General features: G+C 42.5%; 38 protein-coding genes. 31 read left to right on the top strand and 7 right to left on the bottom strand.

Annotation, left to right across the window (positions count from 1 at the left end; all coding sequences use genetic code 11):
• Positions 1-46: 46 nt before the first annotated feature.
• From gatB to gatC, 6 genes are all read right to left on the bottom strand, one after another.
• Positions 47-1,525 carry an Asp-tRNA(Asn)/Glu-tRNA(Gln) amidotransferase subunit GatB gene (gene gatB / locus LU293_RS03185; RefSeq protein WP_242748660.1) on the bottom strand — a complete coding sequence of 493 codons (1,479 nt, stop codon included), beginning with the start codon at positions 1,523-1,525 and terminating at the stop codon, positions 47-49.
• A 121-nt stretch (positions 1,526-1,646) separates the two neighbouring features.
• A complete protein-coding gene (locus LU293_RS03180; RefSeq protein ID WP_242748658.1) occupies positions 1,647-1,952 on the bottom strand; it encodes a type II toxin-antitoxin system RelE/ParE family toxin in 306 nt (101 codons plus the stop codon).
• Between the two features lie 4 nt (positions 1,953-1,956).
• Positions 1,957-2,223 carry a hypothetical protein gene (locus LU293_RS03175; protein WP_242748656.1) on the bottom strand — a complete coding sequence of 89 codons (267 nt, stop codon included), beginning with the start codon at positions 2,221-2,223 and terminating at the stop codon, positions 1,957-1,959.
• A 9-nt stretch (positions 2,224-2,232) separates the two neighbouring features.
• On the bottom strand, positions 2,233-2,745 hold the full coding sequence (locus LU293_RS03170) for a GNAT family N-acetyltransferase (protein ID WP_242748654.1): 513 nt from the start codon (positions 2,743-2,745) through the stop codon (positions 2,233-2,235).
• A 13-nt stretch (positions 2,746-2,758) separates the two neighbouring features.
• Positions 2,759-4,240: an Asp-tRNA(Asn)/Glu-tRNA(Gln) amidotransferase subunit GatA gene (gene gatA, locus LU293_RS03165; RefSeq protein ID WP_242748651.1), complete on the bottom strand. Its 1,482-nt coding sequence runs from the start codon at positions 4,238-4,240 to the stop codon at positions 2,759-2,761.
• Positions 4,241-4,438: 198 nt separating this feature from the next.
• Positions 4,439-4,726 carry an Asp-tRNA(Asn)/Glu-tRNA(Gln) amidotransferase subunit GatC gene (gene gatC / locus LU293_RS03160; protein WP_242748649.1) on the bottom strand — a complete coding sequence of 96 codons (288 nt, stop codon included), beginning with the start codon at positions 4,724-4,726 and terminating at the stop codon, positions 4,439-4,441.
• 301 nt (positions 4,727-5,027) lie between these two features.
• Between gatC and LU293_RS03155 the strand changes: the two genes are divergently transcribed.
• From LU293_RS03155 to rplQ, 30 genes are all read left to right on the top strand, one after another.
• Positions 5,028-5,645: a Maf family protein gene (locus LU293_RS03155; RefSeq protein ID WP_242748647.1), complete on the top strand. Its 618-nt coding sequence runs from the start codon at positions 5,028-5,030 to the stop codon at positions 5,643-5,645.
• A complete protein-coding gene (locus tag LU293_RS03150; RefSeq protein ID WP_242748645.1) occupies positions 5,635-6,804 on the top strand; it encodes a ribonuclease E/G in 1,170 nt (389 codons plus the stop codon). The genes LU293_RS03155 and LU293_RS03150 overlap by 11 nt, the downstream gene beginning before the upstream one ends.
• Before the next feature lie 332 nt (positions 6,805-7,136).
• Entirely contained in the window at positions 7,137-7,448 is a 312-nt protein-coding gene (rpsJ, locus tag LU293_RS03145) for a 30S ribosomal protein S10 (protein WP_078275906.1), read from the top strand.
• A 49-nt stretch (positions 7,449-7,497) separates the two neighbouring features.
• Positions 7,498-8,136, top strand: coding sequence for a 50S ribosomal protein L3 (rplC, locus tag LU293_RS03140; RefSeq protein ID WP_242748643.1), 639 nt, complete (start codon positions 7,498-7,500; stop codon positions 8,134-8,136).
• Between the two features lie 10 nt (positions 8,137-8,146).
• On the top strand, positions 8,147-8,749 hold the full coding sequence (gene rplD, locus LU293_RS03135; protein ID WP_242748641.1) for a 50S ribosomal protein L4: 603 nt from the start codon (positions 8,147-8,149) through the stop codon (positions 8,747-8,749).
• Positions 8,746-9,075, top strand: coding sequence for a 50S ribosomal protein L23 (rplW, locus tag LU293_RS03130; protein WP_242748639.1), 330 nt, complete (start codon positions 8,746-8,748; stop codon positions 9,073-9,075). Before rplD ends, rplW begins: the two co-directional genes overlap by 4 nt.
• Before the next feature lie 11 nt (positions 9,076-9,086).
• Entirely contained in the window at positions 9,087-9,914 is an 828-nt protein-coding gene (gene rplB, locus LU293_RS03125) for a 50S ribosomal protein L2 (RefSeq protein ID WP_242748637.1), read from the top strand.
• Positions 9,915-9,926: 12 nt separating this feature from the next.
• The gene (rpsS, locus tag LU293_RS03120; protein WP_242748635.1) at positions 9,927-10,202 is read left to right on the top strand and encodes a 30S ribosomal protein S19; all 276 of its coding nucleotides are present in this window, start codon (positions 9,927-9,929) and stop codon (positions 10,200-10,202) included.
• A gap of 9 nt (positions 10,203-10,211) precedes the next feature.
• Positions 10,212-10,541 carry a 50S ribosomal protein L22 gene (gene rplV, locus LU293_RS03115; RefSeq protein ID WP_242748633.1) on the top strand — a complete coding sequence of 110 codons (330 nt, stop codon included), beginning with the start codon at positions 10,212-10,214 and terminating at the stop codon, positions 10,539-10,541.
• A gap of 2 nt (positions 10,542-10,543) precedes the next feature.
• Positions 10,544-11,266: a 30S ribosomal protein S3 gene (gene rpsC / locus LU293_RS03110; protein ID WP_242748631.1), complete on the top strand. Its 723-nt coding sequence runs from the start codon at positions 10,544-10,546 to the stop codon at positions 11,264-11,266.
• A 3-nt stretch (positions 11,267-11,269) separates the two neighbouring features.
• Positions 11,270-11,683 (top strand): 50S ribosomal protein L16, encoded by a 414-nt coding sequence (gene rplP / locus LU293_RS03105; RefSeq protein ID WP_242748629.1) that lies wholly within the window; start codon positions 11,270-11,272, stop codon positions 11,681-11,683.
• A complete protein-coding gene (rpmC, locus tag LU293_RS03100; RefSeq protein WP_242748627.1) occupies positions 11,683-11,880 on the top strand; it encodes a 50S ribosomal protein L29 in 198 nt (65 codons plus the stop codon). The genes rplP and rpmC overlap by 1 nt, the downstream gene beginning before the upstream one ends.
• Positions 11,877-12,149, top strand: coding sequence for a 30S ribosomal protein S17 (gene rpsQ, locus LU293_RS03095; RefSeq protein WP_242748625.1), 273 nt, complete (start codon positions 11,877-11,879; stop codon positions 12,147-12,149). The genes rpmC and rpsQ overlap by 4 nt, the downstream gene beginning before the upstream one ends.
• A 119-nt stretch (positions 12,150-12,268) precedes the next feature.
• Positions 12,269-12,637: a 50S ribosomal protein L14 gene (rplN, locus tag LU293_RS03090; protein WP_066885074.1), complete on the top strand. Its 369-nt coding sequence runs from the start codon at positions 12,269-12,271 to the stop codon at positions 12,635-12,637.
• Between the two features lie 18 nt (positions 12,638-12,655).
• Positions 12,656-12,973 (top strand): 50S ribosomal protein L24, encoded by a 318-nt coding sequence (rplX, locus tag LU293_RS03085; RefSeq protein ID WP_242748623.1) that lies wholly within the window; start codon positions 12,656-12,658, stop codon positions 12,971-12,973.
• A gap of 20 nt (positions 12,974-12,993) precedes the next feature.
• Complete coding sequence (rplE, locus tag LU293_RS03080) at positions 12,994-13,530, top strand: 50S ribosomal protein L5 (protein ID WP_242748621.1); 537 nt, start codon at positions 12,994-12,996, stop codon at positions 13,528-13,530.
• Between the two features lie 10 nt (positions 13,531-13,540).
• Entirely contained in the window at positions 13,541-13,846 is a 306-nt protein-coding gene (gene rpsN / locus LU293_RS03075; RefSeq protein ID WP_242748619.1) for a 30S ribosomal protein S14, read from the top strand.
• An 11-nt stretch (positions 13,847-13,857) separates the two neighbouring features.
• Entirely contained in the window at positions 13,858-14,256 is a 399-nt protein-coding gene (gene rpsH, locus LU293_RS03070) for a 30S ribosomal protein S8 (protein WP_242748617.1), read from the top strand.
• 158 nt (positions 14,257-14,414) lie between these two features.
• Positions 14,415-14,948 carry a 50S ribosomal protein L6 gene (rplF, locus tag LU293_RS03065; protein WP_242748609.1) on the top strand — a complete coding sequence of 178 codons (534 nt, stop codon included), beginning with the start codon at positions 14,415-14,417 and terminating at the stop codon, positions 14,946-14,948.
• Positions 14,949-14,963: 15 nt separating this feature from the next.
• Positions 14,964-15,314 (top strand): 50S ribosomal protein L18, encoded by a 351-nt coding sequence (gene rplR, locus LU293_RS03060; RefSeq protein ID WP_242748607.1) that lies wholly within the window; start codon positions 14,964-14,966, stop codon positions 15,312-15,314.
• A gap of 2 nt (positions 15,315-15,316) precedes the next feature.
• Entirely contained in the window at positions 15,317-15,814 is a 498-nt protein-coding gene (gene rpsE / locus LU293_RS03055) for a 30S ribosomal protein S5 (RefSeq protein ID WP_242748605.1), read from the top strand.
• 15 nt (positions 15,815-15,829) lie between these two features.
• A complete protein-coding gene (gene rpmD / locus LU293_RS03050; protein ID WP_242748603.1) occupies positions 15,830-16,009 on the top strand; it encodes a 50S ribosomal protein L30 in 180 nt (59 codons plus the stop codon).
• Entirely contained in the window at positions 16,009-16,449 is a 441-nt protein-coding gene (gene rplO / locus LU293_RS03045; protein WP_242748601.1) for a 50S ribosomal protein L15, read from the top strand. The genes rpmD and rplO overlap by 1 nt, the downstream gene beginning before the upstream one ends.
• Positions 16,450-16,468: 19 nt before the next feature.
• Positions 16,469-17,782 (top strand): preprotein translocase subunit SecY, encoded by a 1,314-nt coding sequence (secY, locus tag LU293_RS03040; RefSeq protein WP_242749639.1) that lies wholly within the window; start codon positions 16,469-16,471, stop codon positions 17,780-17,782.
• A gap of 23 nt (positions 17,783-17,805) precedes the next feature.
• On the top strand, positions 17,806-17,922 hold the full coding sequence (rpmJ, locus tag LU293_RS03035) for a 50S ribosomal protein L36 (protein ID WP_049236838.1): 117 nt from the start codon (positions 17,806-17,808) through the stop codon (positions 17,920-17,922).
• Positions 17,923-18,049: 127 nt separating this feature from the next.
• Positions 18,050-18,406 carry a 30S ribosomal protein S13 gene (gene rpsM / locus LU293_RS03030; RefSeq protein ID WP_242748599.1) on the top strand — a complete coding sequence of 119 codons (357 nt, stop codon included), beginning with the start codon at positions 18,050-18,052 and terminating at the stop codon, positions 18,404-18,406.
• Between the two features lie 20 nt (positions 18,407-18,426).
• Positions 18,427-18,819: a 30S ribosomal protein S11 gene (gene rpsK, locus LU293_RS03025; RefSeq protein ID WP_036364258.1), complete on the top strand. Its 393-nt coding sequence runs from the start codon at positions 18,427-18,429 to the stop codon at positions 18,817-18,819.
• Between the two features lie 12 nt (positions 18,820-18,831).
• On the top strand, positions 18,832-19,473 hold the full coding sequence (gene rpsD / locus LU293_RS03020; RefSeq protein WP_242748597.1) for a 30S ribosomal protein S4: 642 nt from the start codon (positions 18,832-18,834) through the stop codon (positions 19,471-19,473).
• Between the two features lie 23 nt (positions 19,474-19,496).
• Positions 19,497-20,501 carry a DNA-directed RNA polymerase subunit alpha gene (locus tag LU293_RS03015; protein WP_242748589.1) on the top strand — a complete coding sequence of 335 codons (1,005 nt, stop codon included), beginning with the start codon at positions 19,497-19,499 and terminating at the stop codon, positions 20,499-20,501.
• Between the two features lie 17 nt (positions 20,502-20,518).
• The gene (rplQ, locus tag LU293_RS03010) at positions 20,519-20,878 is read left to right on the top strand and encodes a 50S ribosomal protein L17 (RefSeq protein WP_242748587.1); all 360 of its coding nucleotides are present in this window, start codon (positions 20,519-20,521) and stop codon (positions 20,876-20,878) included.
• 93 nt (positions 20,879-20,971) lie between these two features.
• Here rplQ and LU293_RS03005 read toward each other — a convergent pair whose 3' ends face one another.
• A complete protein-coding gene (locus tag LU293_RS03005) occupies positions 20,972-22,381 on the bottom strand; it encodes an ATP-binding protein (protein ID WP_242748585.1) in 1,410 nt (469 codons plus the stop codon).
• A 205-nt stretch (positions 22,382-22,586) separates the two neighbouring features.
• Here LU293_RS03005 and rpsP point away from each other — a divergent pair, with 205 nt between their 5' ends.
• Positions 22,587-22,832 carry a 30S ribosomal protein S16 gene (rpsP, locus tag LU293_RS03000; protein ID WP_242748583.1) on the top strand — a complete coding sequence of 82 codons (246 nt, stop codon included), beginning with the start codon at positions 22,587-22,589 and terminating at the stop codon, positions 22,830-22,832.
• Positions 22,833-22,847 lie beyond the last annotated feature (15 nt).

The following is a 22,847-nucleotide window of genomic DNA, read 5'->3' as shown; positions in this document are numbered from 1 at the left end:
TGATAAAGCCAAATCTATTTGGATTTGGCTTTATCATTTACCCAATTCACCCAATCATCTCTTTTAACAACTGATTGACCTGAGCTGGGTTTGCTTTGCCACGACTTGCTTTCATGACTTGCCCAACCAGCCCATTAAAGGCTTTTTCTTTGCCAGATTTGTACTCGTCCACCATCGCTTGATTATTCGCCAAGACTTCGCTGATGATGGCGGTAATCGCCCCTGTGTCGGTTTCTTGTTTTAGTCCTTTTTCATTGATGATTTCATCGGCGGTTTTGTCAGTCTCCCACATAAAACTAAACACTTCTTTGGCGATTTTACCGCTGATGGTGTTGTCATTGATACGCATGATAAGCCCTGCCAAGCGTTCGGCGGAGATGGGGGAGTTTGCAATTGTCAGTTCATTTTTATTTAATGCCCCAGACAGCTCGCCCATGACCCAGTTTGCCCCAATCTTGGCGTAGTTTTTTCCAATAATATCAACTACTTGCAAAAAATAATCCGACAATTCACGGCTACCGTTTAGCACGAGTGCGTCATAAGCAGTCAAGCCAAATTCATTCACAAATCGCTCTTTACGATGACTAGGTAGCTCTGGCATATCGGCACGCACTTTGGCGAGCGTTTCATCAGAAATCACGACAGGCAATAGGTCGGGGTCTGGAAAATAGCGGTAGTCGTTGGCTTCTTCTTTGGTACGCATGGCACGGGTTTCATCTTGCTCAGGGTCGTATAGGCGAGTGGCTTGCACGACTGTTCCACCGTCTTCAATCAGATCGATTTGTCGCTCCACTTCTGATTTGATGGCACGTTCAATAAAGCGAAATGAATTTAGGTTTTTTAGCTCACAGCGTGTGCCAAAGGGGGTGTTTGGCTTATGCACTGAGACGTTGATGTCGGCACGAAACGAGCCTTCTGCCATGACAGCGTCTGAGATGCCAAGCCAAGTAACCAGCTCATGAATGGTCTTGACATAAGCCACAGCTTCACCCACCGAACGCATATCAGGTTCAGAGACAATCTCAATCAAGGGTGTGCCAGCACGGTTTAAGTCCACGCCTGTCATCTGTGGTACAGCATCATGCACTGATTTTCCTGCATCTTCTTCTAGGTGAGCCCGTGTGATGCCGATACGCTTGGTGTATTCGTCTTTTTGCCCTGCATTGACGAGCACGTCAATGTAGCCTTTGCCGACAATAGGGTTTGCCATTTGGGTGATTTGGTAGCCTTTGGGTAGGTCAGGATAAAAGTAGTTTTTGCGGTCAAAGGTGTTATAGGTGCCAAGTTTGGCATTGACTCCTAAGCCAAATTTTAAGGCACGCTCAATCACGCCTTCGTTCAAGACAGGCAATGCCCCAGGAAAACCCAAATCCACAATCGTGGCTGCCGTGTTCGGTGCTTGCCCAAAGGTGGTGGGAGCGTTTGAGAATATTTTGCTGTCCGTGTTTAACTGGCAATGGATTTCAATGCCGATAATCACTTCATAGCCGTCAATGAGTAGGTTGGGTGAATTGGAGATGGTCATGTTGTTTTCTCTTTTAAACAATAAACTAGTTTGTGAATAATTAGGGTATGTTGAACGCTTGCATTTTATAACTTGTATTTTATAAAAAAGTGTTAGAAAGTTTAATGTGCCTTAATAAAGGTTAAACATTGTCCGCCCTAATTTGCCAATTGATGGGATTTTGGCTACCGTGTAATACTGCAAAAACAATCACATCAAAACCATCAATCTGATAATGTACTGCATAGGGGAATTTATGCAATAAAATTTTGCGAGTATTTTGATAAATAATTGCATGGCTGTCTGCCATATAGCTTAATTTTTCCAAGGTGTGTTCAAGAGCAGTCAAAAAACGTTTGTCCAGATTGTTCGCTTGGCTTTTGTACCAATGGGCAATTTGTGCAATATCATTTTGTGCTTCACTGCGAATTAAAATATTAAAAGCCATACAGTTAACCAAGTGTTTTGCGAATATCAGCCAAAACCGATTGATAGGGCTTGCCTTTATTGCCATCAGATTGGTAACTTGCCAAGCGTTCATCTAAGATTTTTCGGTGCATTGGGCTTAATTCATCATCTGATGGCTCATGACTTTTTTTGTGAAGCCATAAATAGGGTTCGGATACTGTTTTAAAAAAGTCTGATAAATTGTCTTCGCCCACTTGACTAACCAATTCTTGATAATAGACATCATCAAATTGCAAAGTAACAGTTTGCATACCAACTCCTTAGCTTTCGCTCTTAATTCTTGCCATCGTATAGGCATTGACGAACTTGCCGTGTCTAAATGCAAACTGCCTATGCTCGCCTTCAATGTCAAAGCCAAATTTTTGATACAGCTGAATGGCTTTTTCGTTATCGGTATAAACGGTGAGTTCTAGGCGAGTTAAATTAAGCCAATTATCCGCCAAATCAATGATGGTATTTAGTAGTTTTTTGCCGATGCCTTGACCTTGATGCTCATCGTGTACCGCAATCACAAAACTGCCAATATGTCGTCTGCGTTCAGCTGTTTCAAGTTTTAAGGCAACATTGCCAACCACCTTTTGGTTGACACCATCATCACATACCGCCACAAAAGAATGCACATGGTCAGGGATATTGCCAAGCCACTTTTTCCAATTATCCGCCGATTGACTGGGTAGATGTAGGGTTTGGCTATATACACTTGGGCTAAGATAAAGTGCTTGTACGCCATCGCTGTACTTTTGTTCTGTGCGTTTGATGATGATGTCCATCATGTTTTCCTTAAAATTAAGTGTTGGCAAACTTAGGCAGTTGCTCATGAAAATCAGTATTCGCCTGATAAATATGAGCTGTCTTTAAAAGCTCGCTTTCTGCCCAATGCTTGCCAATCAGCTGTAAGCCCACAGGCAAGCCGTTTGCTTGTCCGACTGGGTGGGAGAGTGCAGGCAGTCCTGCCAAATTTACGCCAATGGTATAGACATCGCCAAGATAAATGGTGGCAGGGTCAAGCGATTCGCCCAATTTGTAGGCGGTTGTCGGTGCGGTGGGGCTTGCGATGATATCGCAGGTTTCAAAGGCTTTTTTGAAATCTTCCATGATGATACGGCGAACCTTTTGGGCTTTGGTATAGTAGGCATCAAAATAGCCTGCCGATAGGGCGTATGTCCCCATGATGATACGGCGTTGCACTTCCGCCCCAAAACCTTCTGAGCGACTGCGTGTGTACAAATCCATCAAATCTTTGGGGTCTTCACAGCGATAGCCAAAACGCACGCCATCATAGCGAGACAAATTGGAGCTGGCTTCGGCGGGGGCAAGCAGATAATAAGTCGCCAAAGTGATTGCAGGGTCGGTGATGTCCACTTCCACAATCGTCGCCCCCAGCTCTTCATAGGTAGCCAAGGCGGTGCGGATTGATTTTTCAACATCGCTGTCCAAGCCTTGACCAAAATAGGCTTTGGCAACACCGATTTTTTTGCCTGCTAAGGGCTTATCGTCTGTCTTAACCGCCAAAATGTCCGCCACATAGTCATCATTGGGGCGGTTGATAGATGTTGCGTCCTTGACATCGTGTCCTTGCATGGGGTTTAACAGATACGCACAATCAAGGGCAGATTTGCCAAAGGTGCCTGCTTGGTCTAGGCTTGACGCATAGGCAATCATGCCATAGCGAGACACACGCCCATAGGTGGGCTTGATGCCAGTTACGCCACAAAAACTTGCTGGCTGACGGATAGAGCCACCTGTGTCTGAGCCTGTGGCGACAGGGGTAAAGCCACTTGCTACCGCAGCTGCCGACCCCCCAGATGACCCCCCAGGTACACGGGCGGTATCCCAAGGATTATGCACTGCCCCAAAGTATGAAGATTCGTTATCCGACCCCATGGCAAACTCGTCCATGTTGAGCTTGCCTAGGTTGATAAATCCTGCCTTGGCGATATTCTCAACCACGGTTGCGTCATAAGGCGAGACGAAGTTATATAAAATCTTGGAGCCTGCCGTAGTCAGTACGCCTTTGGTGCATAGGTTGTCTTTATGAGCCATCGGCACGCCAAGCAGGGGGCGTGTGTCGCCTTTGGTACGCAATTGGTCCGCTGTTTGGGCATTTTTTAGGGCATGATCAAAATCATGGGTGATAAAGCTGTTGATTGTGTCATCGTATTTGCCAATGCGATTGATGAAATATTCTGTCAGCTCCACGCTTGAAAAGTCTTTATTGGTCAAGCCTTGTGCCAATTCATGGACGGATAATTGATGAAATTGTGTCATGTCATTGCCTGTCATATTTGGATATTTTAAATGATTTTTGGTGTTTAACTGCTTTGAAATCGCCCTAAGCTGTACATCGTTTTTAAGCTTTAACTGCTTTGGGTAACTAAGCTGTTTTGTTTATTTTTGTTGGGCGGTGTATTTGTTATTTGCTTGTCTAGGTTACTTGTCTGGACTCTTGTGCTTGATGATTACTTATTATTCAATCACTTGTGGCACAAGATATAAGCCGTCTTGTACATTTGGGGCAACCTTTTGAAAGCTGTCTTTGTCAATGTTGGTATCTGCCACGTCCGCACGCAAATCGGTGCAGGCTTCATGAATATTGGCAAGTGGGGCGATGTCTTGTGTGTCTACATCGTCTAATACGTCCATCATGGCTAGAATTTTATCAAGACCGCTGGCATAGCTTTGGGCGGTGGTGTCATCAATGGCAAGGCGTGAGAGTCTGGCACAATTTTGTACATCTTGGGCGGTGATGGTCATTGGCATTCCTTAAATTTAGGCATCAATAAAAATGATATAATTGTATCATAGCTTGTTGTCTGCTCAAAATTATTTATGTTTTTAAGTCTAATTTGCCCAAACGTCCGAAGTGGCGAAAAAATCAAGGAGAGCGTATAATTGGCATTGGTTGTATCTAATCATCGTGTGATTACCCTTACTTTTAATAGGCATTTTTCATTGCAAATACAAAAGGCAGGCACGCCCTAGTCATACAGGGTATTTTTAAATCAATTTTTAAATAACTAAAATGGTAAAACTAAAATAGCAAATAGGCAAATATATGCAAAATCCACACATCATCTTAGCTTCAACATCGCCACGTCGCCAAGAGCTTTTGGCTGCCGCAGGTGTGGATTTTAAGGTTTTAAAGGCTGACATTGACGAAACGTGGCAAGCAGGCGAGTGTGCCAAAGATTATGTCGTGCGTATGGTACAAAATAAGGCACAGCAGGCTGTACAGCTACTACAAGATACCCAATCATCACAAGATACGCATCAATATTCATGGGTCATTACCGCAGACACGATTGGTGTGCTTGATGGGGTGGTGCTGACTAAGCCAGTTGATCGGGCAGATGCGTTTATGATGTGGGATAAGATGTCAGGTAGGACGCATGAAGTTTGGACGGCGGTTTGTATTAGTGGGCTACAAGATGGTGTCATCACACATCAAAGGCATTTTATTTGTACCACAGCGGTTGAATTTGTGGTGCTAACTGATGACATGAAAGACCGCTATTGGCAGACAGGCGAGCCACAGGATAAGGCAGGTGCCTATGCCATACAAGGCGGTGCGATGGCGTGGGTAAAGGCGATTCATGGCAGTTATACCAATGTCGTAGGCTTGCCACTTGCCCAGACTGTGGCGTTAATTGATGAGATGTGTCATGACAGATAGGCACGTCCTTTTAATTCATCAGTCTGATGAATACATTTGGCAGGCAGCCTCCTTAAAGCATGGACAATTAACTAATTTTAGCGTGCTTGGCGATACGCTTGTAGGTTCAATTTTTTTGGGTAAGGTTGTGCGGATTTTACCCCAGTTAAATTGTGCTTTTGTGGATATTGGTCGAGATTTGATGGCGTTTTTACCTGCTGATCAGCTGATGATGATAAATGGTAAAAAATGTCTATCCACTTTATATACAGGCGAACTCATTTTAGTTGAAGTGATTAAAGATGAGATTGGCGATAAAGGGGCTACCATTAGCACAGACATCGGCTTTGATGGGCAATACATAAGATGGTTGCCAAAATCATCTGCCAAGCACCACATTTCTAAGCGATTAGATCGCAGTGCTAAGGCGATGGCAGAGCAAGTTTTAGATACGATTAAAATGACGGGTAGTGTGATTATCCGTACTAATTTTGCACTGCTTAAGCCCCAATCTTTTAATGAAATATACGCCATTATTTATTCACAGCTTGAGTATCTTATGCAGATTTATCACGATGTGATAACCGCCTACAAAACCACCAAAAAGCCGATGCTTTTATACCAGCAGGCGTTAGCATCGCAGCTGGTGAATGACGCTATTTTTGAAGTGTCAGACTTACCTGATGTGATTTTAGCGGATAATCAAGCCATCTGTGTGCAGTTACAGTCACTACCTATAAAGGTGAGCTATTGTGCGGCAGCGTTTGCTGATTTTGCCGTTATTGATAAGCTTACTCGAGCGTTGAATCGTAAAGTGGTTTTGCCATCAGGGGGTTATCTGTTGATTGATGAATGTGAGGCGATGACAGTTATTGATGTTAATTCAGGGTCATTTGTTGGCAAGGCAGGCGTGAACGTTGCTCATCAAACCAATCTTGAAGCGATTGCTGTTATTGCTACTCAGCTAAAACTTCGGGGGCTTGGCGGTATCATTATAATAGATTTTATTGACATAAAAGACGCTGCAATGCGAAAAAGTGTGTTAAAATCACTTAAAAATACCCTGAAAAAAGACAGTTTTATCAGTTATGTATCTGATTTTAGCCGACTTGGCTTAATTGAAATTGCTAGGCGTCGTACATCGTATCGTTTAACATCATCTATGATAAATCTGAATTAAAAAACATAATATAGACTTGCTTTTGTCTAAATTTTGTGTATAATATAGGAACTTTTATTGTTTAGCGTTGTCGTTTTTGGTATAAGTTTTTGCTTTTACTAAAAATTTAAAAAGTAGTCATCATTGGCGAAAAAGACAACGATACAGCCGAAGCATCGTTTTTGGCACTATAAAACACTTCTCTGTTGCTATCCTTTAGGATGGTAGACAGGGATTGGCTTATTTTGTCTAAAAGCAATGCGATTGGACAAAATATTAAAAAAATGGCAACCTAATCCTTCACAGTGGTGAAGTTAGAGGTTAAAAAAGCACTTAATTAGGAGCTTGTTGGCATGGCTAACCAGAGAATCCGTATCCGACTAAAGTCTTTCGATTATCGTTTGATTGATCAGTCGGCACAAGAGATTGTCGATACTGCAAAACGTACAGGTGCGCAAGTTTGTGGCCCTGTGCCGTTGCCGACTCGTATTGAGCGGTTCAACGTATTGACATCACCACACGTCAACAAAGACGCTCGTGACCAGTATGAAATTCGCACCCACAAACGCATGATTGACATTGTGCAACCAACTGATAAAACAGTTGATGCATTAATGAAACTTGATTTGGCTGCTGGTGTTGATGTTCAAATCGCCTTAGGCTAATGAACAACTGGTTTAATATTAAACGAATGATTAATTAATGAGGTCTAACATGGCGATTGGTTTAGTCGGTAAAAAATGCGGTATGACCCGAGTTTTTACTGAAGCAGGCGTATCTATTCCTGTAACAGTAGTTGAGGTTGAAGCAAACCGCATTTCGCAAATCAAAACAGTAGATACCGATGGCTATAACGCAATTCAAATCACCACAGGTGAGCGTCGTGAAAGTCGTGTAACTGCTGCTCAAAAAGGACACTTCGCAAAAGCTGGCGTAGCTGCTGGTCGCGGTGTTTGGGAATTCCGTGCTGAAGATGCTGACCTTGAAGGTCGTGAAGTTGGCACAGAAATTTTGGCAGACTTATTTGAAGCAGGTCAGTTAGTTGATGTAACTGGTCAATCAAAAGGTAAGGGCTTCCAAGGTGGTGTAAAACGCCACAACTTCCGCACTCAAGATGCAACTCACGGTAACTCTGTATCACACCGTGTACTTGGTTCTACTGGTCAAAACCAGACACCAGGTAAAGTATTTAAAGGCAAAAAGATGCCAGGTCAAATGGGTAACAAGCGTGTTACCGTTCAAGGACTTGAAATCGTGTCTGTTGATGCTGAAAAAGGTGTACTAGTCATCAAAGGTGCACTTCCAGGTGCTAATGGTGGCGATGTTATCGTACGTCCGTCAGTGAAAGCCTAAGGGGATTAACGTGAATTTAAAAACTGTTACAGGTGCGGCGGTTGAATTATCAGAAACGACTTTTGGTCGTGAATTCAACGAAGCTTTAGTTCACCAAGTCGTAACTGCTTACCTAGCTGGTGCTCGTCAAGGTACTCGTGCACAAAAAACTCGTGGCGAAGTATCTGGTGGTGGTAAGAAGCCATGGCGTCAAAAGGGCACAGGTCGTGCTCGTGCGGGTTCTATCCGTGGTCCAATCTGGGTTGGTGGTGGTCGTGCATTTGCAGCCAAGCCACAAGACTGGTCTCAAAAAGTAAACCGCAAAATGTATCGTGGTGCGATGCAATGCATTTTGGCAGAGCTTGTTCGTCAAGACCGTCTGATTTTGGTTGATGACATTAAAGTATCTGCACCAAAAACTAAAGAAATGATTGCAAAACTAGCTGAGCTAAATGCTCCACGTGCATTGATCGTTACCAGCGAAGTTGATGAAAACTTGTACTTAGCTGCACGCAACATTCCGCATGTCAATGTACTTGGCACTCGTGAAGTTGATCCTGTCAGCCTAGTGTCTTTTGATAAAGTTATCATGACTGTTGATGCTGCCAAACAATTTGAGGAGTCACTAGCATGAGTAACGCAAGATTGTATCAAGTGTTAAAAGCACCTGTATTTTCTGAGAAATCTCAACGTTTGGGCGACAGCCTTGGTGTACAAGTTTTCAAAGTTGATAACAATGCAACCAAACGTGAAATCAAACAAGCGGTTGAGCTAATGTTTGAAGGCGTTGAAGTGGTTAAAGTAAACACCCTAAACACTAAAGGTAAAACCAAGCGTTTTGGTCGTGTTACTGGTCGCCGCAACGACGTGAAAAAAGCGTATGTCACCTTAAAAGCAGGTTCAGACGTACAAATCGGTGCTGGTGAAGAAGTCACTAGTGAAACAGCGACTAACGAATAAGGATTAAAATCATGCCTATCGTAAAAGCAAAACCAACCTCACCAGGTCGCCGCTTTGTTGAAAAAGTAGTGCATCCACACCTTTTTAAAGGTCGTCCTTATGCACCGCTTGTTGAATCAAAAGCTAAAACTGGTGGCCGTAATAACAACGGTCGCATCACTACCCGTCATATCGGTGGTGGTCATAAGCAACATTATCGTCTAATTGACTTTAAACGCAATAAAGACGGTATCATTGCAACTGTTGAACGCATTGAATACGATCCAAACCGTACTGCACACATCGCATTATTAAAGTATGCAGATGGTGAGCGTCGTTATATCATTGCCCCTAAAAAATTGGCAGTAGGCGATCAGGTTCAATCTGGTGAAGGTTCTCCAATCCGCCCAGGTAACTGTTTGCCACTTAAAAATATCCCAGTGGGTACTATCATTCACAACATTGAACTAAAAATCGGCAAAGGTGCTCAAATTGCCCGTTCTGCTGGTGCAGCGGTTCAATTGCTTGGTCGTGATGGTGCTTATGTGATCGTACGTTTGCGTTCAGGCGAAACTCGCCGTATTCACGCAAACTGCCGTGCGGTAATTGGTGAAGTTTCTAATACAGAAAATAACCTAAAATCACTTGGTAAAGCAGGTGCTAATCGCTGGCGTGGCGTTCGTCCTACCGTTCGTGGTACGGCTATGAACCCAATTGATCACCCACACGGTGGTGGTGAAGGACGTAACTTTGGTAAACATCCAACAAGTCCTTGGGGTCAGAAAGCTAAGGGTCTAAAAACCCGCTCTAATAAGCGTACTGACAATATGATCATCCGTCGCCGTCGTGCCAAGAAATAAAGGAAAAGTTTCATGCCTCGTTCATTGAAAAAAGGTCCATTTATCGATGCGCATTTGTTTGCCAAGGTTGAGAGTGCTCTTGAAAGCAACAGCCGCAAACCGATCAAAACTTGGTCTCGTCGCTCGATGATTCTACCACAAATGGTAGGTCTAACCATCTCAGTCCATAATGGACGTACACACGTACCTGTTATTGTAAGTGAGCAAATGGTTGGCCATAAACTCGGTGAATTCGCTCCGACCCGCTCATATCGTGGTCATGGCGTTGATAAGAAATCTAAGAGATAAGGTGCTACCATGGAAGTAACTGCAAAATTACGTGGTGCCGCCATTTCGGCACAAAAAGTAAGATTGGTTGCGGACGAAGTTCGTGGTAAATCAATCGAGCGTGCTTTGGATATCCTAACTTTTAGCAATAAAAAAGCTGCTAAATTAGTTAAGAAATGCCTACAATCAGCGATTGCTAACGCTGAACATAACAACGGTTTGGATATTGACACATTGCGTGTTTCTACCATTTACGTTGATGAAGGTATTACTTTGAAGCGTATTATGCCTCGTGCCAAGGGTCGTGCTGACCGTATCAGCAAACGCACTTGTCACATCACTGTTAAAGTAGGAGCATAATCATGGGTCAAAAAGTACATCCAATTGGTATCCGTCTAGGCGTTGTTAAAAAGCATAACGCAAACTGGTATGCAAGCCCAAAGCAATACTCTGAGTATTTGTTAAATGACTTTAAAGTGCGTGATTATCTACGCAACAAGCTAAAAGAAGCAATGGTCAGTCACATTTACATTGAGCGTCCTACTGGTGCGGCTAAAATTACCATTCACTCAGCACGTCCTGGCGTAATCATTGGTAAGCAAGGTGCAGATATCGAAGCACTTCAAAAAGAGCTTACTAAGCTTATGGGCGTGCCAGCTCAAGTAAACATCCAAGAAGTTACTCAACCTGATTTGGATGCACGTCTTGTAGCGGTAGGCATCGCTAATCAGTTAGAACGTCGTGTGATGTTCCGCCGTGCGATGAAACGTGCAGTACAAAACAGCATGCGTGCTGGTGCTGGCGGTATCAAAGTTGAGCTATCAGGTCGTCTAGGCGGTGCTGAAATCGCTCGTACTGAATGGTATCGTGAAGGTCGTGTGCCACTACACACACTCCGTGCCGACATTGATTATTCAGAAGTTCGTGCAGAAACCACTTATGGCACCATTGGTGTTAAAGTATGGATTTTCCGTGGTGAAATCCTAGATGGCATGAACAGTGTTTATAACCCTGTGGTTGAAGACAAGACTCGCGCACCTAAGCGTCGTGGTCGTAGCAATCGCCGCAATAACGACAGAGGATAAACTATGTTACAACCAAAACGTACCAAGTTTCGTAAAATGCACAAAGGGCGTAACACAGGTTTAGCTCAACGTGGTAACACGGTTGCATTTGGTGAAATTGGCTTAAAATCAGTTGGTCGTGGTCGCATGACTGCCCGTCAAATTGAAGCAGCTCGTCGTACCATTACTCGTCGCATTAAGCGTGGCGGTAAAATTTGGATTCGTGTATTCCCAGATAAGCCAATTACTGAAAAACCATTAGAAGTTCGTATGGGTAAAGGTAAAGGTCCTGTAGAATACTGGGTCGCTGAAATCAAGCCAGGCAAAATGCTTTATGAAATCCAAGGTGTTAATGAAGAGCTTGCACGTGAGGCATTGACGCTTGCGTCAGCTAAGCTACCATTCAAAACCACCATTGTTAAACGGACGGTAATGTAATGAAAACCAACGAATTACGTGAAAAGTCATTGGACGAGTTGGTACAATTGCTAGACGAAAAGCAACTTGATGCATTTCGTATTCGCATGGCGAAAGCAACTGGTCAGCTAGGTCAAACTCATGAAGTTAAGACAAATCGTCGTACGATTGCAAAAATCTTGACTTTGATCAATGAAAAACAAAGAGGCGATGCATGAGCGAGAATACCCAAACTCAAGAAGTTGGCGTTGTAACTGGTAAAGTCATCAGTAATAAGATGGATAAGTCTATTACTGTATTAGTTGAACGCCAAATTCGCCACCCAATGTATGGCAAGCAAGTCCGCCGCTCTACCAAACTAAAAGCTCATGATGAGAACAACGTTTGTCAAGAAGGTGATATTGTTCGCATCAAAGAGACTCGTCCTATTTCTAAAACCAAATCTTGGACTTTAGTAGACGTAGTTGAAGCTGCGGTTAAAATTTAAGCTATTTGCATTAAAAGTCATTTACTAGTATAATGGTCTTTTGACACATTATCCAAGACTTGATTATTCAAGTCTTGGTGATTAGACTTTTATTGTATTATTATTTATGGAGTAATGCGATGATTCAGACTGAAACAATGCTGGAAGTTGCAGACAACAGCGGTGCACGTCGTGTACAGTGCATTAAGGTATTGGGCGGTTCTCATCGTCGTTATGCCTCTGTTGGCGATATTATCAAAGTAACCGTAAAAGAAGCTATTCCTCGTGGCCGTGTTAAAAAAGGCGACGTGATGAATGCGGTCGTTGTGCGTACTAAAAAAGGCGTGCGTCGTCCAGACGGTTCGGTACTACGTTTTGATGATAACGCTGCTGTTATTTTAAACAATAACAAAGCACCGATTGCAACTCGTATTTTTGGACCTGTTACTCGTGAGCTACGTAGTGAACAATTTATGAAAATTGTTTCTCTAGCACCAGAAGTACTGTAACCTTTTTAGAGGCATCTTATGGCAAAGTTACGCAAAGGCGATACCGTGGTTGTGATTGCTGGCAAAGATAAAGGCAAGCAAGGCACAATTTTGGCGGTTAAAGCAGATCGTGTAAAAGTTGAAGGCATTAACATTGTAACCAAACACCAAAAACCTAACCAAGCGTTAGGCAAAGAAGGTGGCATCGTTAAGCAAGAAGCATTTTTACACATTTCAAACGTTGCGATTTATAACGCAGCAACCCAAAAGGCAGATCGTATTGCTTACCAAGTGAATGAAGCGGGTAAAAAAGTCCGTATCTATCGTTCAAATGGTGAAGTAGTGGCGACTGCATAAAATACTAAGGGTATATAGTAATGGCAAGATTAAAATCTTTATACAATGACCAGCTAAAGCAAAACATCAAAGATGAGCTTGGCTTGGAAAATGTTATGCAAGTGCCAAGAATTACCAAAATCACTCTAAATATGGGTGTTGGCGGTGCAGCACAAGATAAAAAATTACTTGAAGGTGCATTAGCAGATATGACTGCTATTGCTGGTCAAAAACCAGTAGTAACTAAAGCACGTAAATCTGTAGCAGGCTTCAAAATTCGTGAAGAATGGCCTATTGGTTGTAAAGTGACGCTTCGTGGCGAACAGATGTACGAATTTTTAGATCGTCTTATCGCCATTGCGATTCCTCGTATTCGTGACTTCCGTGGTTTTTCAGCAAAAGCATTTGATGGTCGTGGCAATTATTCGCTCGGCATCAAAGAGCAGATCGTTTTCCCAGAAGTGGATTTTGATAAAATCGATCGTATCCGTGGTTTGGATATCACTATCACCACCACAGCTGCAAACGATGATCAAGGTCGTGCATTGTTAAAAGCATTCGGCTTCCCATTTAGATAAGGTAAACGTTATGGCTAAAAAAAGCATGATTAATCGCGAATTAAAGCGCGAAAAAACAGTTGCTAAGTACGCCGAAAAGCGTGCAAAGCTAAAAGCAGTAATCAGTGACGTTAATGCAAGCGATGAAGAGCGTTTAGATGCAATGTTGGCACTTCAATCATTGCCACGTAACTCATCACCAGTTCGTCTACGTAATCGCTGTGGTTTGACTGGTCGTCCACATGGTTACTTCCGTAAATTTGGTTTGTCACGTAATAAACTGCGTGAACGTGTAATGCAAGGTGATGTACCTGGCGTTCGTAAAGCTAGCTGGTAAGGAGTTACGCTATGAGTATGCAAGATCCTGTTGCTGATATGCTAACCCGCATCCGCAACGCACAATCAAGAAACAAACCATCAGTTCAAATGCCATCTTCTAAGCTACGTAAGTCTATCGCTGATTTATTAGTTGCAGAAGGGTATCTAACTTCAGCAGAAGTTAGTGAGGCTGACAATGGTAAGAAAGTTCTAAACATTGAACTAAAATACTATCAAGGTAAAGGTGTTATCGATCAGCTGAAGCGTTATAGTCGCCCTGGTCTTCGCCAATATCGTGGCAAAGATGATCTCCCAAGCGTTCAAAAAGGCATGGGTGTAGCTATCGTTTCTACCAGTAAAGGTATCATGAGCGATCGTGCTGCACGTGCTGCTGGCATTGGTGGTGAAATCATTGCTTTAGTTGCGTAATTTTAATTATTCAGCTAAAAATAAAAATCCTTAGTTTGCACTAAGGATTTTTTCATGGTATAATAGAACGCTTTTTAAATAACTTATGTTTATTTAAATTGATTTTTTTTTGGTTCCGCTATTAATAGCGGTTGTAATTTTATTTAAAGGATATTCCTATGTCTCGTGTGGCAAAAGCCCCAGTAACGCTGCCAGCTGGCACTAGTGTTACTTTGAACGGTCAGCAGGTTGAAGTGAAAGGCAAGAATGGTTCTTTGTCTTTACGCCTGCATGATTTGGTCGAGCTAAAGCAAGAAGATAACGTTGTTACAGTTTCTCCTGTAAAAGACACCAAAGAAGCGTGGATGCATACTGGTACAGTGCGTGCACTACTAAATAACATGGTAAATGGCGTAACCAATGGTTTTGAACGTCGCTTACAGTTGATTGGTGTTGGTTATCGTGCCCAAGTAGCTGGTAATGTAGTTAATCTTAATTTAGGTTACTCTCACCCAATCGCTTACAATCTTCCTGAAGGCGTAACAGCTGAAAGCCCTACTCAAACTGAAATCGTACTTAAATCAAACGATAAGCAGAAATTAGGTCAAGCAGCTGCGAAAATTCGTAGTTTCCGTCCACCAGAGCCTTATAAAGGTAAAGGTGTTCGTTATAGCGATGAAGTCGTACTTCGTAAAGAAGCTAAGAAAAAATAAGTAAGGTGAGACACAATGTTCGATAAAAAAGCAGCTCGTCTTCGCCGAGCTAAAAAAACCCGTGCACACATCCGTCACCTAGGTGTAAACCGTTTGACAGTAACTCGCACTCCACGTCATATCTACGCACAAATTATCGCACCAACTGGTGGCGTTGTTATTACTCAAGCATCTACACTAGATTCAAGCTTGCGTTCTGGTGCAACTGGTAACGTTGAAGCTGCAAAAGCTGTTGGCGCTTTGATTGCAGAGCGTGCAAAAGCTGCTGGTATCACTAAGGTTGCATTTGATCGTAGTGGATTTAAATATCATGGCCGTGTTAAAGCTTTGGCTGACGCTGCTCGTGAAAATGGATTGGAGTTCTAATCATGGCAAAAGTTGAACAAACTGATGGTTTGGTAGAAAAATTGGTAGCGGTTGACCGTGTAGCAAAAGTTGTTAAAGGTGGTCGAATTTTTTCTTTCACTGCTCTAACTGTAGTTGGCGATGGTAATGGTCGCGTTGGCTTTGGTCGTGGTAAAGCACGTGAAGTGCCAGCTGCTATCCAAAAAGCACTAGAAGCTGCTAAACGTAATATGATTACTGTTGATCTAGCAGGTCATACGCTACAACACCCAATTAATGCACGCCATGGTGCATCAAAAGTGTATATGCAGCCTGCATCAGAAGGTACTGGCGTTATTGCTGGTGGTGCGATGCGTGCTGTACTTGAGGTTGCTGGTGTGCAAAACGTCCTGGCAAAATGCTATGGATCAACAAATGCTGCAAATGTTGTAAATGCAACATTTAAAGGCTTGCGTGACATGGTTTCGCCAGAGCAAGTTGCCGCAAAACGCGGTAAATCTGTTGAAGAGATTTTGGGTTAAGTAAGGTAAGTTACGATGAAAAAAATGAAAGTTACTCAAACTAAGTCGAGTAGCCATCGCTTAGCAAGCCATAAAGCTTGCCTAAAAGGCTTGGGGTTACGTCGCATTGGTCATACTGTAGAGGTTGAAGATACACCATCAACTCGTGGTATGGTAAATCGTGTAAATTACATGGTTAAAGTGGAGGAAGCGTAATGGGTCTTCGTTTAAATGAATTATCACCAGCATTAGGTGCTAAAAAGACTGCCCAACGCCGTGGTCGTGGTATCGGTTCAGGTCTTGGAAAGACTGGTGGTCGCGGTGTTAAAGGTCAAACTTCACGTTCTGGCTCAAGCGTTCCAGCGGGTTTTGAAGGCGGTCAAATGCCGATTTATCGCCGTCTGCCAAAATTTGGCTTCACCAGTAAATTGGCAATGACAACTGCAGAAGTGCGTCTATCTGAGCTAAATAAAATTGAAGGCAATGAGGTTACTGTTGAAAGCTTGAAAGCAGCTAACATCATTCGTGGCGATATGAAGCGTGCTCGTATTATTTTGTCTGGCGAAGTTACTCGTCCTTTAAACTTTAAAGGCGTTAAAGTAACAAAAGGTGCCAAGCAAGCAATCGAAGCTGCTGGCGGCAGTGTCGAGGAGTAATCTTGTGTCTAAGCAATCAATGCCAAAATCATCTATTCCATTAAATCCTTTTGTATTCATTAGGAAGTACAACGAATTGTGGCAAAGAATACTATTCTTGCTAGGGGCATTGATTGTTTATCGTTTAGGTTCACACATTCCTGTGCCAGGAATGAATCCTGATAGATTAGCCCAATTTTTTGATGGTAGTCAAAACACCTTTTTAGGCATGTTTAACATGTTTTCTGGTGGTGCTTTAGAGCGTATGTCTATTATGGCCTTAGGTATCATGCCTTACATTTCTGCATCTATTGTGGTGCAAATGATGTCTGCTGTGGTACCATCTTTAGAGGCACTCAAAAAAGAAGGTGAATCTGGTAGGAGAACGTTGAATAAGTACACTAGACAGGGTACTTTGGCTTTGGCATTTGTGCAAGCTGTTGGGATGTCGACAGGCTTAATTGCTGGTGGATTGACTTTAACAAGTGGATTGGCTTTTTACATTCCTGCGGTAACCTCTTTGGTTGCGGGAGCTATGTTTTTAATGTGGCTGGGCGAGCAGATTACAGAACGTGGTATAGGCAACGGCATTTCTATGCTGATTTTTGCTAGTATTGTGTCAAGTGCTCCAGGTATGATATCTCAAGCCTTTACCGATAACACCAATTTAATTGTATTACTGCTTTTTGCTGTATTAGGTCTTGCGGTAGTTGTGGCGATTGTGTATATCGAAAGAGCACAGCGCAGAGTCCCAGTAAATTATGCACAAAAGCAACAAGAAGGTCGTAAAATTTACGCACAACAACAATCACATTTACCACTTAAGATCAATATGGCTGGTGTGATTCCTGCGATTTTTGCTAGTTCTTTATTGCTTTTGCCTGCAACATTGGGTCAATGGGCAGGTTCTTCTGCTAATCCAACAACGCTTCAGAACATTGTGCAAAACATTTCTTTGGTTCTACAGCCAGGTAGTCCTTTGTATTTGCTTATGTTTGCAGTACTCATTATCTTTTTTTGCTATTTCTATACGGCATTGATGTTTAATCCTAGAGAGGTATCAGAAAATTTAAAGCGTAGTGGTGCATATATTCCAGGAATCAGGCCGGGCGAGCAAACTAAACGATATCTAGACTTTGTTTTAAACCGACTTACTTTTATTGGGGCGATTTATATGGCAATTATTTGCCTAATGCCTATGGTGATTCAAACATCATTTGGTGTGTCGTTTCAGTTAGGCGGTGCATCTTTATTGATTATGGTGGTGGTGCTTATGGATTTTATTGCACAAGTTCAAGCTCATCTTATGACCCACCAATATCATGATCAGACATTAATTAATACACCAAAGTAATGCGGTGTGAATAGGAGCATGACATGAAAGTTCAAGCGTCAGTAAAAAAAATCTGCGGTAGCTGCAAAATTGTTCGCCGTAAAGGTAAAGTACTTGTAATTTGCAGTGCAGAACCACGTCATAAACAGCGTCAAGGTTAATTAATAAATTAATACTTGAAATTTAGTGGCGGATGTAGTATCATCCGCTAATTGCCATGCTATTTTTTATAGCAGAGTAAACTCAGCAAAACAAATGCCTTGCATTTGTGCTAACGGAGAGAAATCAATGGCTCGTATTGCCGGTGTAAACATTCCGGACAACAAACATGCTGTGATTTCACTAACTTACATTTTTGGTATTGGACGCACTACCGCTAAGAAAATTCTTGCGGCAGTTGGCATTCAAGAAACAACCAAAATTGGTCAGTTAGATGATTCACAACTGGATGCTGTTCGTGTAGAAGTTGCAAATTATATGACAGAAGGTGACCTTCGTCGTGAAATTTCAATGAACATCAAACGTTTAGTTGACTTAGGTTGCTACCGTGGTCTTCGCCACCGTCGTGGTCTTCCAGTCAATGGACAACGTACTAAAACTAACGCGCGTACCCGTAAAGGTCCCCGCAAAGCAATTAAAAAGTAATTAACTTAGGAAGCTAAAAGATGGCAAAAGACACTCGTAGCCGCAAAAAAGTGGCTCGTCGCTCGGTATCAGAAGGTATCGCCCATATTCATGCGTCTTTTAATAACACCATTGTAACGATCACTGATCGTCAAGGTAATGCATTGGCTTGGGCCACCTCAGGTGGACAAGGCTTCCGTGGTTCACGTAAATCAACGCCTTTTGCTGCACAGGTTGCTGCTGAAGTTGCTGGTAAAGCAGCTCAAGAAACCTATGGCGTAAAAAATGTTGATGTCTTGGTTAAAGGTCCAGGACCAGGTCGTGAGTCTGCGGTTCGTGCATTAGGTGCATTGGGTTATAAAATTAACAGCATCAGCGATGTAACACCAATTCCACACAACGGCTGCCGCCCACCTAAGAAGCGCCGCGTTTAAGGAGAAAGACACATGGCCCGTTATATTGGTCCAAAATTAAAATTGTCACGTCGTGAAGGCACTGACTTACAACTGAAATCAGGTGTAAAGCCTTTTGATGTAAAGACAAAAAAAGCAGGTCGTGCTCCAGGTCAGCATGGCAACAGTCAGAACAAAACGTCTGAATACGCTTCTCAGCTTCGTGAGAAGCAAAAAGTAAAACGCATGTACGGTGTGTTAGAACGCCAATTTGCTAATTACTATAAAGAAGCTGCCCGTATGCGTGGTGCAACAGGTGAAAATCTACTTGGCATGTTAGAACGCCGTTTAGATAATGTTGTGTATCGTATGGGTTTTGGTGCGACTCGTGCAGAGGCACGTCAGCTTGTTAGCCACCGTTCAGTTTTGCTTAAGAAAGCTGGTCGTGATGAGTTTGTTCGTGTGAACATTCCTTCAATTCAAGTTCAAGATGGTGATGTGATTGCTATTCATGAAAAGTCTAAAGAGCAATTACGTATTAAAAATGCTATCGAGCTTGCCTCTCAGCGTGGTATTCCTGAGTGGTTGGAAGTTGACCATAGCAAATTGCAAGGCATCTTTAAGACCGCTCCTGAGCGTAGCGAATTGCCTGCTGAAATCAACGAGAACTTGATTGTTGAACTATACTCTAAATAATCTGAACTGATCGAGGTGACACTATGACAAATGCAACTGAGTTTCTTACACCGAATGCCATTAACGTGGATGCGGTTAATGAAACAACTGCTAAGGTCACGCTCGAGCCGTTAGAACGTGGCTTTGGGCATACTTTAGGTAACGCTCTTCGCCGCATTCTACTTTCTTCACTGTCTGGTGCAGCTGTTGTTGAAGCCGAGATTGAAGGTGTTGATCACGAATATTCAACTTTAGAAGGCTTGCAAGAAGACGTGTTGGATCTTCTTTTAAATCTTAAAGGGTTGGCTATCACTTTGCATGATCAAGGTGAAGCTTACCTAACTTTGGATAAAAAAGGACCAGGTGTCGTAACTGCTACCGATCTAGAATTACCACATAATGTTGAGATTGCTAATCCTGATCATGTCTTAGCAAATCTAAGCGATCGTGGACACCTGAAAATGCGTCTGCGTGTAGTAACAGGTCGTGGTTATGAGCCTGCTAACCAACGCCGTGAGACTGCTGAATCTAAATCTATTGGTCATTTAAAGCTTGATGCAAGCTTTAGCCCAATTTTACGCGTTGCTTATGATGTTGAGAATGCTCGTGTAGAACAGCGTACTGACCTTGATAAGCTGATCATTGAGCTTGAAACAAATGGGACAATTGATCCTGAAGAAGCAATTCGTAAAGCTGCGACTATTTTGCAACAGCAAATTGCAATTTTTGTAGATTTAGAAGCGGAAACACCACCAGAGCCAGTAAAAGAGAAAGAAGAGATCGATCCTGTGCTACTACGCCCAGTTGATGATCTTGAGCTAACGGTTCGTTCGGCAAATTGTTTAAAAGCTGAGAACATTTATTATATCGGTGATTTGGTGCAGCGTTCAGAAACAGAACTGCTTAAGACTCCAAATCTAGGTAAGAAATCATTGACTGAAATCAAAGACGTGCTAGCATCTAAAGATTTAGAGCTTGGAATGCGTCTTGATAACTGGCCACCTAGTGACCTTAGAGTTGATGACCGTTTTTCTTATCGTAGCCGTTAATTTAAGGATACCTGACCATGAGACATCGTAATAGTGGAGTGAAACTGGGTCGTACCAGTAGCCACCGCAAGGCTATGTTTCAGAACATGACCAATTCTTTAATTGAGCATGAACTGATTAAAACTACCTTGGTAAAGGCAAAAGAACTTCGCCGTGTGGCTGAGCCATTGATCACTTTGGCAAAAGAAGACAGCGTTGCTAATCGCCGTCTAGCTTTCAACCGCACTCGTAATAAAGCTACCGTAGGTAAGCTATTTTCTGAGCTTGGTCCACGCTACCAAGGTCGCCCAGGTGGATACTTGCGTATCATCAAATGTGGCTATCGTGATGGCGACAGTGCACCTATGGCTTATGTCGAGCTTGTAGATCGCCCATAATAAACACATTATGGATGAAAAAGACTTGGATTATTCCAAGTCTTTTTTTTGATGGGGCAAAAGCTTATTTTGTTAAATTCATTGGAAGATTATTTAAGGTGTCGGGCCTTTGCCAACATCTTTAGATTTACCAGTAATTTGTGTGAGCAGAGGAATGCTGACAGATGCTTGAAGCCCTCCGTCTGGGTGATTTGTGACGGATACAGTGCCTTGGTGTAATCGTGCAATACGATCAACAATTGCTAATCCAAGTCCGCTACCTTGTGTTGTTCTGGCGGACTCTCCGCGTTCAAATGGCTGCATGATGCGTGCCAATTGATCTTCTGCCACGCCATCGCCCTCATCTTTAACGCTGATGATTAGCATAGGATGGGGTGTGTCATTAACATCACTAGTGTCTTTGACTTCAGTATAGGCACTTAGATGAATGGGTTCTTTGCCATAACGGATGGCGTTATTGACTAGATTAATAACTAAACGTTTAATGGATAGGGGTCTGACAGGCACTTCTGTCTTTAGACATTGGTCGCAAATAAAGCGAACATCACCGAACTGCACCATAACTTCTTTAAAAATACCACTTAGATTGGTTGGGCGAACAGGTTCATCGGAACCATCTTTCATAAATGAAATAAATTGTTCCAAGATAGCATCCATATCTTCGATATCATAAACCAAGCCCTCTCGAAAAAATTCATCTGGCAACATTTCGGCAGTAAGACGCATTCGTGTAAGTGGCGTTCTTAAATCATGAGAGATGCCAGCAAGCATAATGGTACGCTCTTTTTGAGCTTGGTTTAGCGTAGTAAAGAGTTGGTTAAACGCAGTGTTTACTTGACGGATTTCTCTTGGGCCTTTTCTAGTTGGCAGGGTGGTTGCATGACCTTCGGTAATATAGCTATTGGCTGCTCTTTCTAGCTTGCGAAGTGGTCTATTTAAGCCTCGAACGAGTATGAATATCGTTAGAAGTGTCAATAACGGCAAGCCAAAACTGAAACTAAAAAGTAATCCGGGACTGTAATGAGAATAATAGGTGATGGGCTCACTAAGCCAAATCTCAGGATGCTCACTGTCTTGGATCCACAACATTGGTATGGGCTTAAATTTAAAATAAACTTGTACACTACGCCCAAGCTCACGCTCAACTTCAGATGACAGAACATCTGTAATGCTATCAACAAGCAGCTTATCTGTAACATCAGGAAAGTGTTCTGGATTACGAGTGATTTTGAGACGACTTTGTTGCTCTAGCCATTTTAATGTACTTGGATCATCTGCCCAGCGTTTATGTGTTTGGTTGATAAAATTTAATTCGCTTGCAAGATAATTTGCGTGGTTTTTTAGTTCTGGCAGATACAAACTTCGCCAAAATAACCACAATGACAACCCAACACTACTAAAGACGATAAAAAAAACCACAATGATGGTCTGCCATGTATTAGAATAAAATTGGTGGCGAAGCTTGAGCAGCAGAGTGTATAGTGACTTGTTCATGTTGTTCATGATAATGATGCTAAATTTTTAGAAATAGTATAAAACAATCACAACAACTTATGCAATTTTACTTTGATTTATGGTGTAAATTTGTTATAATTACAGCTTTAGTAATTCCATGCTTTCGGCTCATCCTCATTTTAGGCAGGAATATACTATCTAAATTCTTGCACCATACTTTTATCTTATTTCAAATTTTTTAAAGAGAGTTATCATGGTTGTAATTCGTTTAGCTCGTGGCGGCTCTAAAAAACGCCCATTTTATCAAATCGTTGTAACTGACAGCCGTTCACCACGTGATGGCCGCCATATCCAAAAAATCGGTTTCTTTAACCCGCTGGCTCGTGGTCAAGAAGAGGCTCTACGACTTGATCTAGAAGCATATAATGCTTGGATTGAAAAAGGTGCGCAACCTTCAGATCGTGTTGCTCAGCTAGCTAAAAGCAAGCAATCTGCATAATATTGCTTAAGCCTT

Source organism: Moraxella nasovis, from assembly GCF_022701215.1.
GTDB lineage: Bacteria > Pseudomonadota > Gammaproteobacteria > Pseudomonadales > Moraxellaceae > Moraxella > Moraxella nasovis.
The sequence above is the reverse complement of the archived record's forward strand: the minus strand, read 5'-3'. Positions and strand labels throughout refer to the sequence as shown.

Coding starts and splice junctions, on each gene's coding strand:
- gatB (WP_242748660.1), bottom strand. CDS start 1,525: ATGACCATCTCCAATTCACCCAACCTACTCATTGACGGCTATGAAGTG.
- LU293_RS03180 (WP_242748658.1), bottom strand. CDS start 1,952: ATGGCTTTTAATATTTTAATTCGCAGTGAAGCACAAAATGATATTGCA.
- LU293_RS03175 (WP_242748656.1), bottom strand. CDS start 2,223: ATGCAAACTGTTACTTTGCAATTTGATGATGTCTATTATCAAGAATTG.
- LU293_RS03170 (WP_242748654.1), bottom strand. CDS start 2,745: ATGATGGACATCATCATCAAACGCACAGAACAAAAGTACAGCGATGGC.
- gatA (WP_242748651.1), bottom strand. CDS start 4,240: ATGACACAATTTCATCAATTATCCGTCCATGAATTGGCACAAGGCTTG.
- gatC (WP_242748649.1), bottom strand. CDS start 4,726: ATGACCATCACCGCCCAAGATGTACAAAATTGTGCCAGACTCTCACGC.
- LU293_RS03155 (WP_242748647.1), top strand. CDS start 5,028: ATGCAAAATCCACACATCATCTTAGCTTCAACATCGCCACGTCGCCAA.
- LU293_RS03150 (WP_242748645.1), top strand. CDS start 5,635: ATGACAGATAGGCACGTCCTTTTAATTCATCAGTCTGATGAATACATT.
- rpsJ (WP_078275906.1), top strand. CDS start 7,137: ATGGCTAACCAGAGAATCCGTATCCGACTAAAGTCTTTCGATTATCGT.
- rplC (WP_242748643.1), top strand. CDS start 7,498: ATGGCGATTGGTTTAGTCGGTAAAAAATGCGGTATGACCCGAGTTTTT.
- rplW (WP_242748639.1), top strand. CDS start 8,746: ATGAGTAACGCAAGATTGTATCAAGTGTTAAAAGCACCTGTATTTTCT.
- rplB (WP_242748637.1), top strand. CDS start 9,087: ATGCCTATCGTAAAAGCAAAACCAACCTCACCAGGTCGCCGCTTTGTT.
- rpsS (WP_242748635.1), top strand. CDS start 9,927: ATGCCTCGTTCATTGAAAAAAGGTCCATTTATCGATGCGCATTTGTTT.
- rplV (WP_242748633.1), top strand. CDS start 10,212: ATGGAAGTAACTGCAAAATTACGTGGTGCCGCCATTTCGGCACAAAAA.
- rpsC (WP_242748631.1), top strand. CDS start 10,544: ATGGGTCAAAAAGTACATCCAATTGGTATCCGTCTAGGCGTTGTTAAA.
- rplP (WP_242748629.1), top strand. CDS start 11,270: ATGTTACAACCAAAACGTACCAAGTTTCGTAAAATGCACAAAGGGCGT.
- rpmC (WP_242748627.1), top strand. CDS start 11,683: ATGAAAACCAACGAATTACGTGAAAAGTCATTGGACGAGTTGGTACAA.
- rpsQ (WP_242748625.1), top strand. CDS start 11,877: ATGAGCGAGAATACCCAAACTCAAGAAGTTGGCGTTGTAACTGGTAAA.
- rplN (WP_066885074.1), top strand. CDS start 12,269: ATGATTCAGACTGAAACAATGCTGGAAGTTGCAGACAACAGCGGTGCA.
- rplX (WP_242748623.1), top strand. CDS start 12,656: ATGGCAAAGTTACGCAAAGGCGATACCGTGGTTGTGATTGCTGGCAAA.
- rplE (WP_242748621.1), top strand. CDS start 12,994: ATGGCAAGATTAAAATCTTTATACAATGACCAGCTAAAGCAAAACATC.
- rpsN (WP_242748619.1), top strand. CDS start 13,541: ATGGCTAAAAAAAGCATGATTAATCGCGAATTAAAGCGCGAAAAAACA.
- rpsH (WP_242748617.1), top strand. CDS start 13,858: ATGAGTATGCAAGATCCTGTTGCTGATATGCTAACCCGCATCCGCAAC.
- rplF (WP_242748609.1), top strand. CDS start 14,415: ATGTCTCGTGTGGCAAAAGCCCCAGTAACGCTGCCAGCTGGCACTAGT.
- rplR (WP_242748607.1), top strand. CDS start 14,964: ATGTTCGATAAAAAAGCAGCTCGTCTTCGCCGAGCTAAAAAAACCCGT.
- rpsE (WP_242748605.1), top strand. CDS start 15,317: ATGGCAAAAGTTGAACAAACTGATGGTTTGGTAGAAAAATTGGTAGCG.
- rpmD (WP_242748603.1), top strand. CDS start 15,830: ATGAAAAAAATGAAAGTTACTCAAACTAAGTCGAGTAGCCATCGCTTA.
- rplO (WP_242748601.1), top strand. CDS start 16,009: ATGGGTCTTCGTTTAAATGAATTATCACCAGCATTAGGTGCTAAAAAG.
- secY (WP_242749639.1), top strand. CDS start 16,469: ATGCCAAAATCATCTATTCCATTAAATCCTTTTGTATTCATTAGGAAG.
- rpmJ (WP_049236838.1), top strand. CDS start 17,806: ATGAAAGTTCAAGCGTCAGTAAAAAAAATCTGCGGTAGCTGCAAAATT.
- rpsM (WP_242748599.1), top strand. CDS start 18,050: ATGGCTCGTATTGCCGGTGTAAACATTCCGGACAACAAACATGCTGTG.
- rpsK (WP_036364258.1), top strand. CDS start 18,427: ATGGCAAAAGACACTCGTAGCCGCAAAAAAGTGGCTCGTCGCTCGGTA.
- rpsD (WP_242748597.1), top strand. CDS start 18,832: ATGGCCCGTTATATTGGTCCAAAATTAAAATTGTCACGTCGTGAAGGC.
- LU293_RS03015 (WP_242748589.1), top strand. CDS start 19,497: ATGACAAATGCAACTGAGTTTCTTACACCGAATGCCATTAACGTGGAT.
- rplQ (WP_242748587.1), top strand. CDS start 20,519: ATGAGACATCGTAATAGTGGAGTGAAACTGGGTCGTACCAGTAGCCAC.
- LU293_RS03005 (WP_242748585.1), bottom strand. CDS start 22,381: ATGAACAACATGAACAAGTCACTATACACTCTGCTGCTCAAGCTTCGC.
- rpsP (WP_242748583.1), top strand. CDS start 22,587: ATGGTTGTAATTCGTTTAGCTCGTGGCGGCTCTAAAAAACGCCCATTT.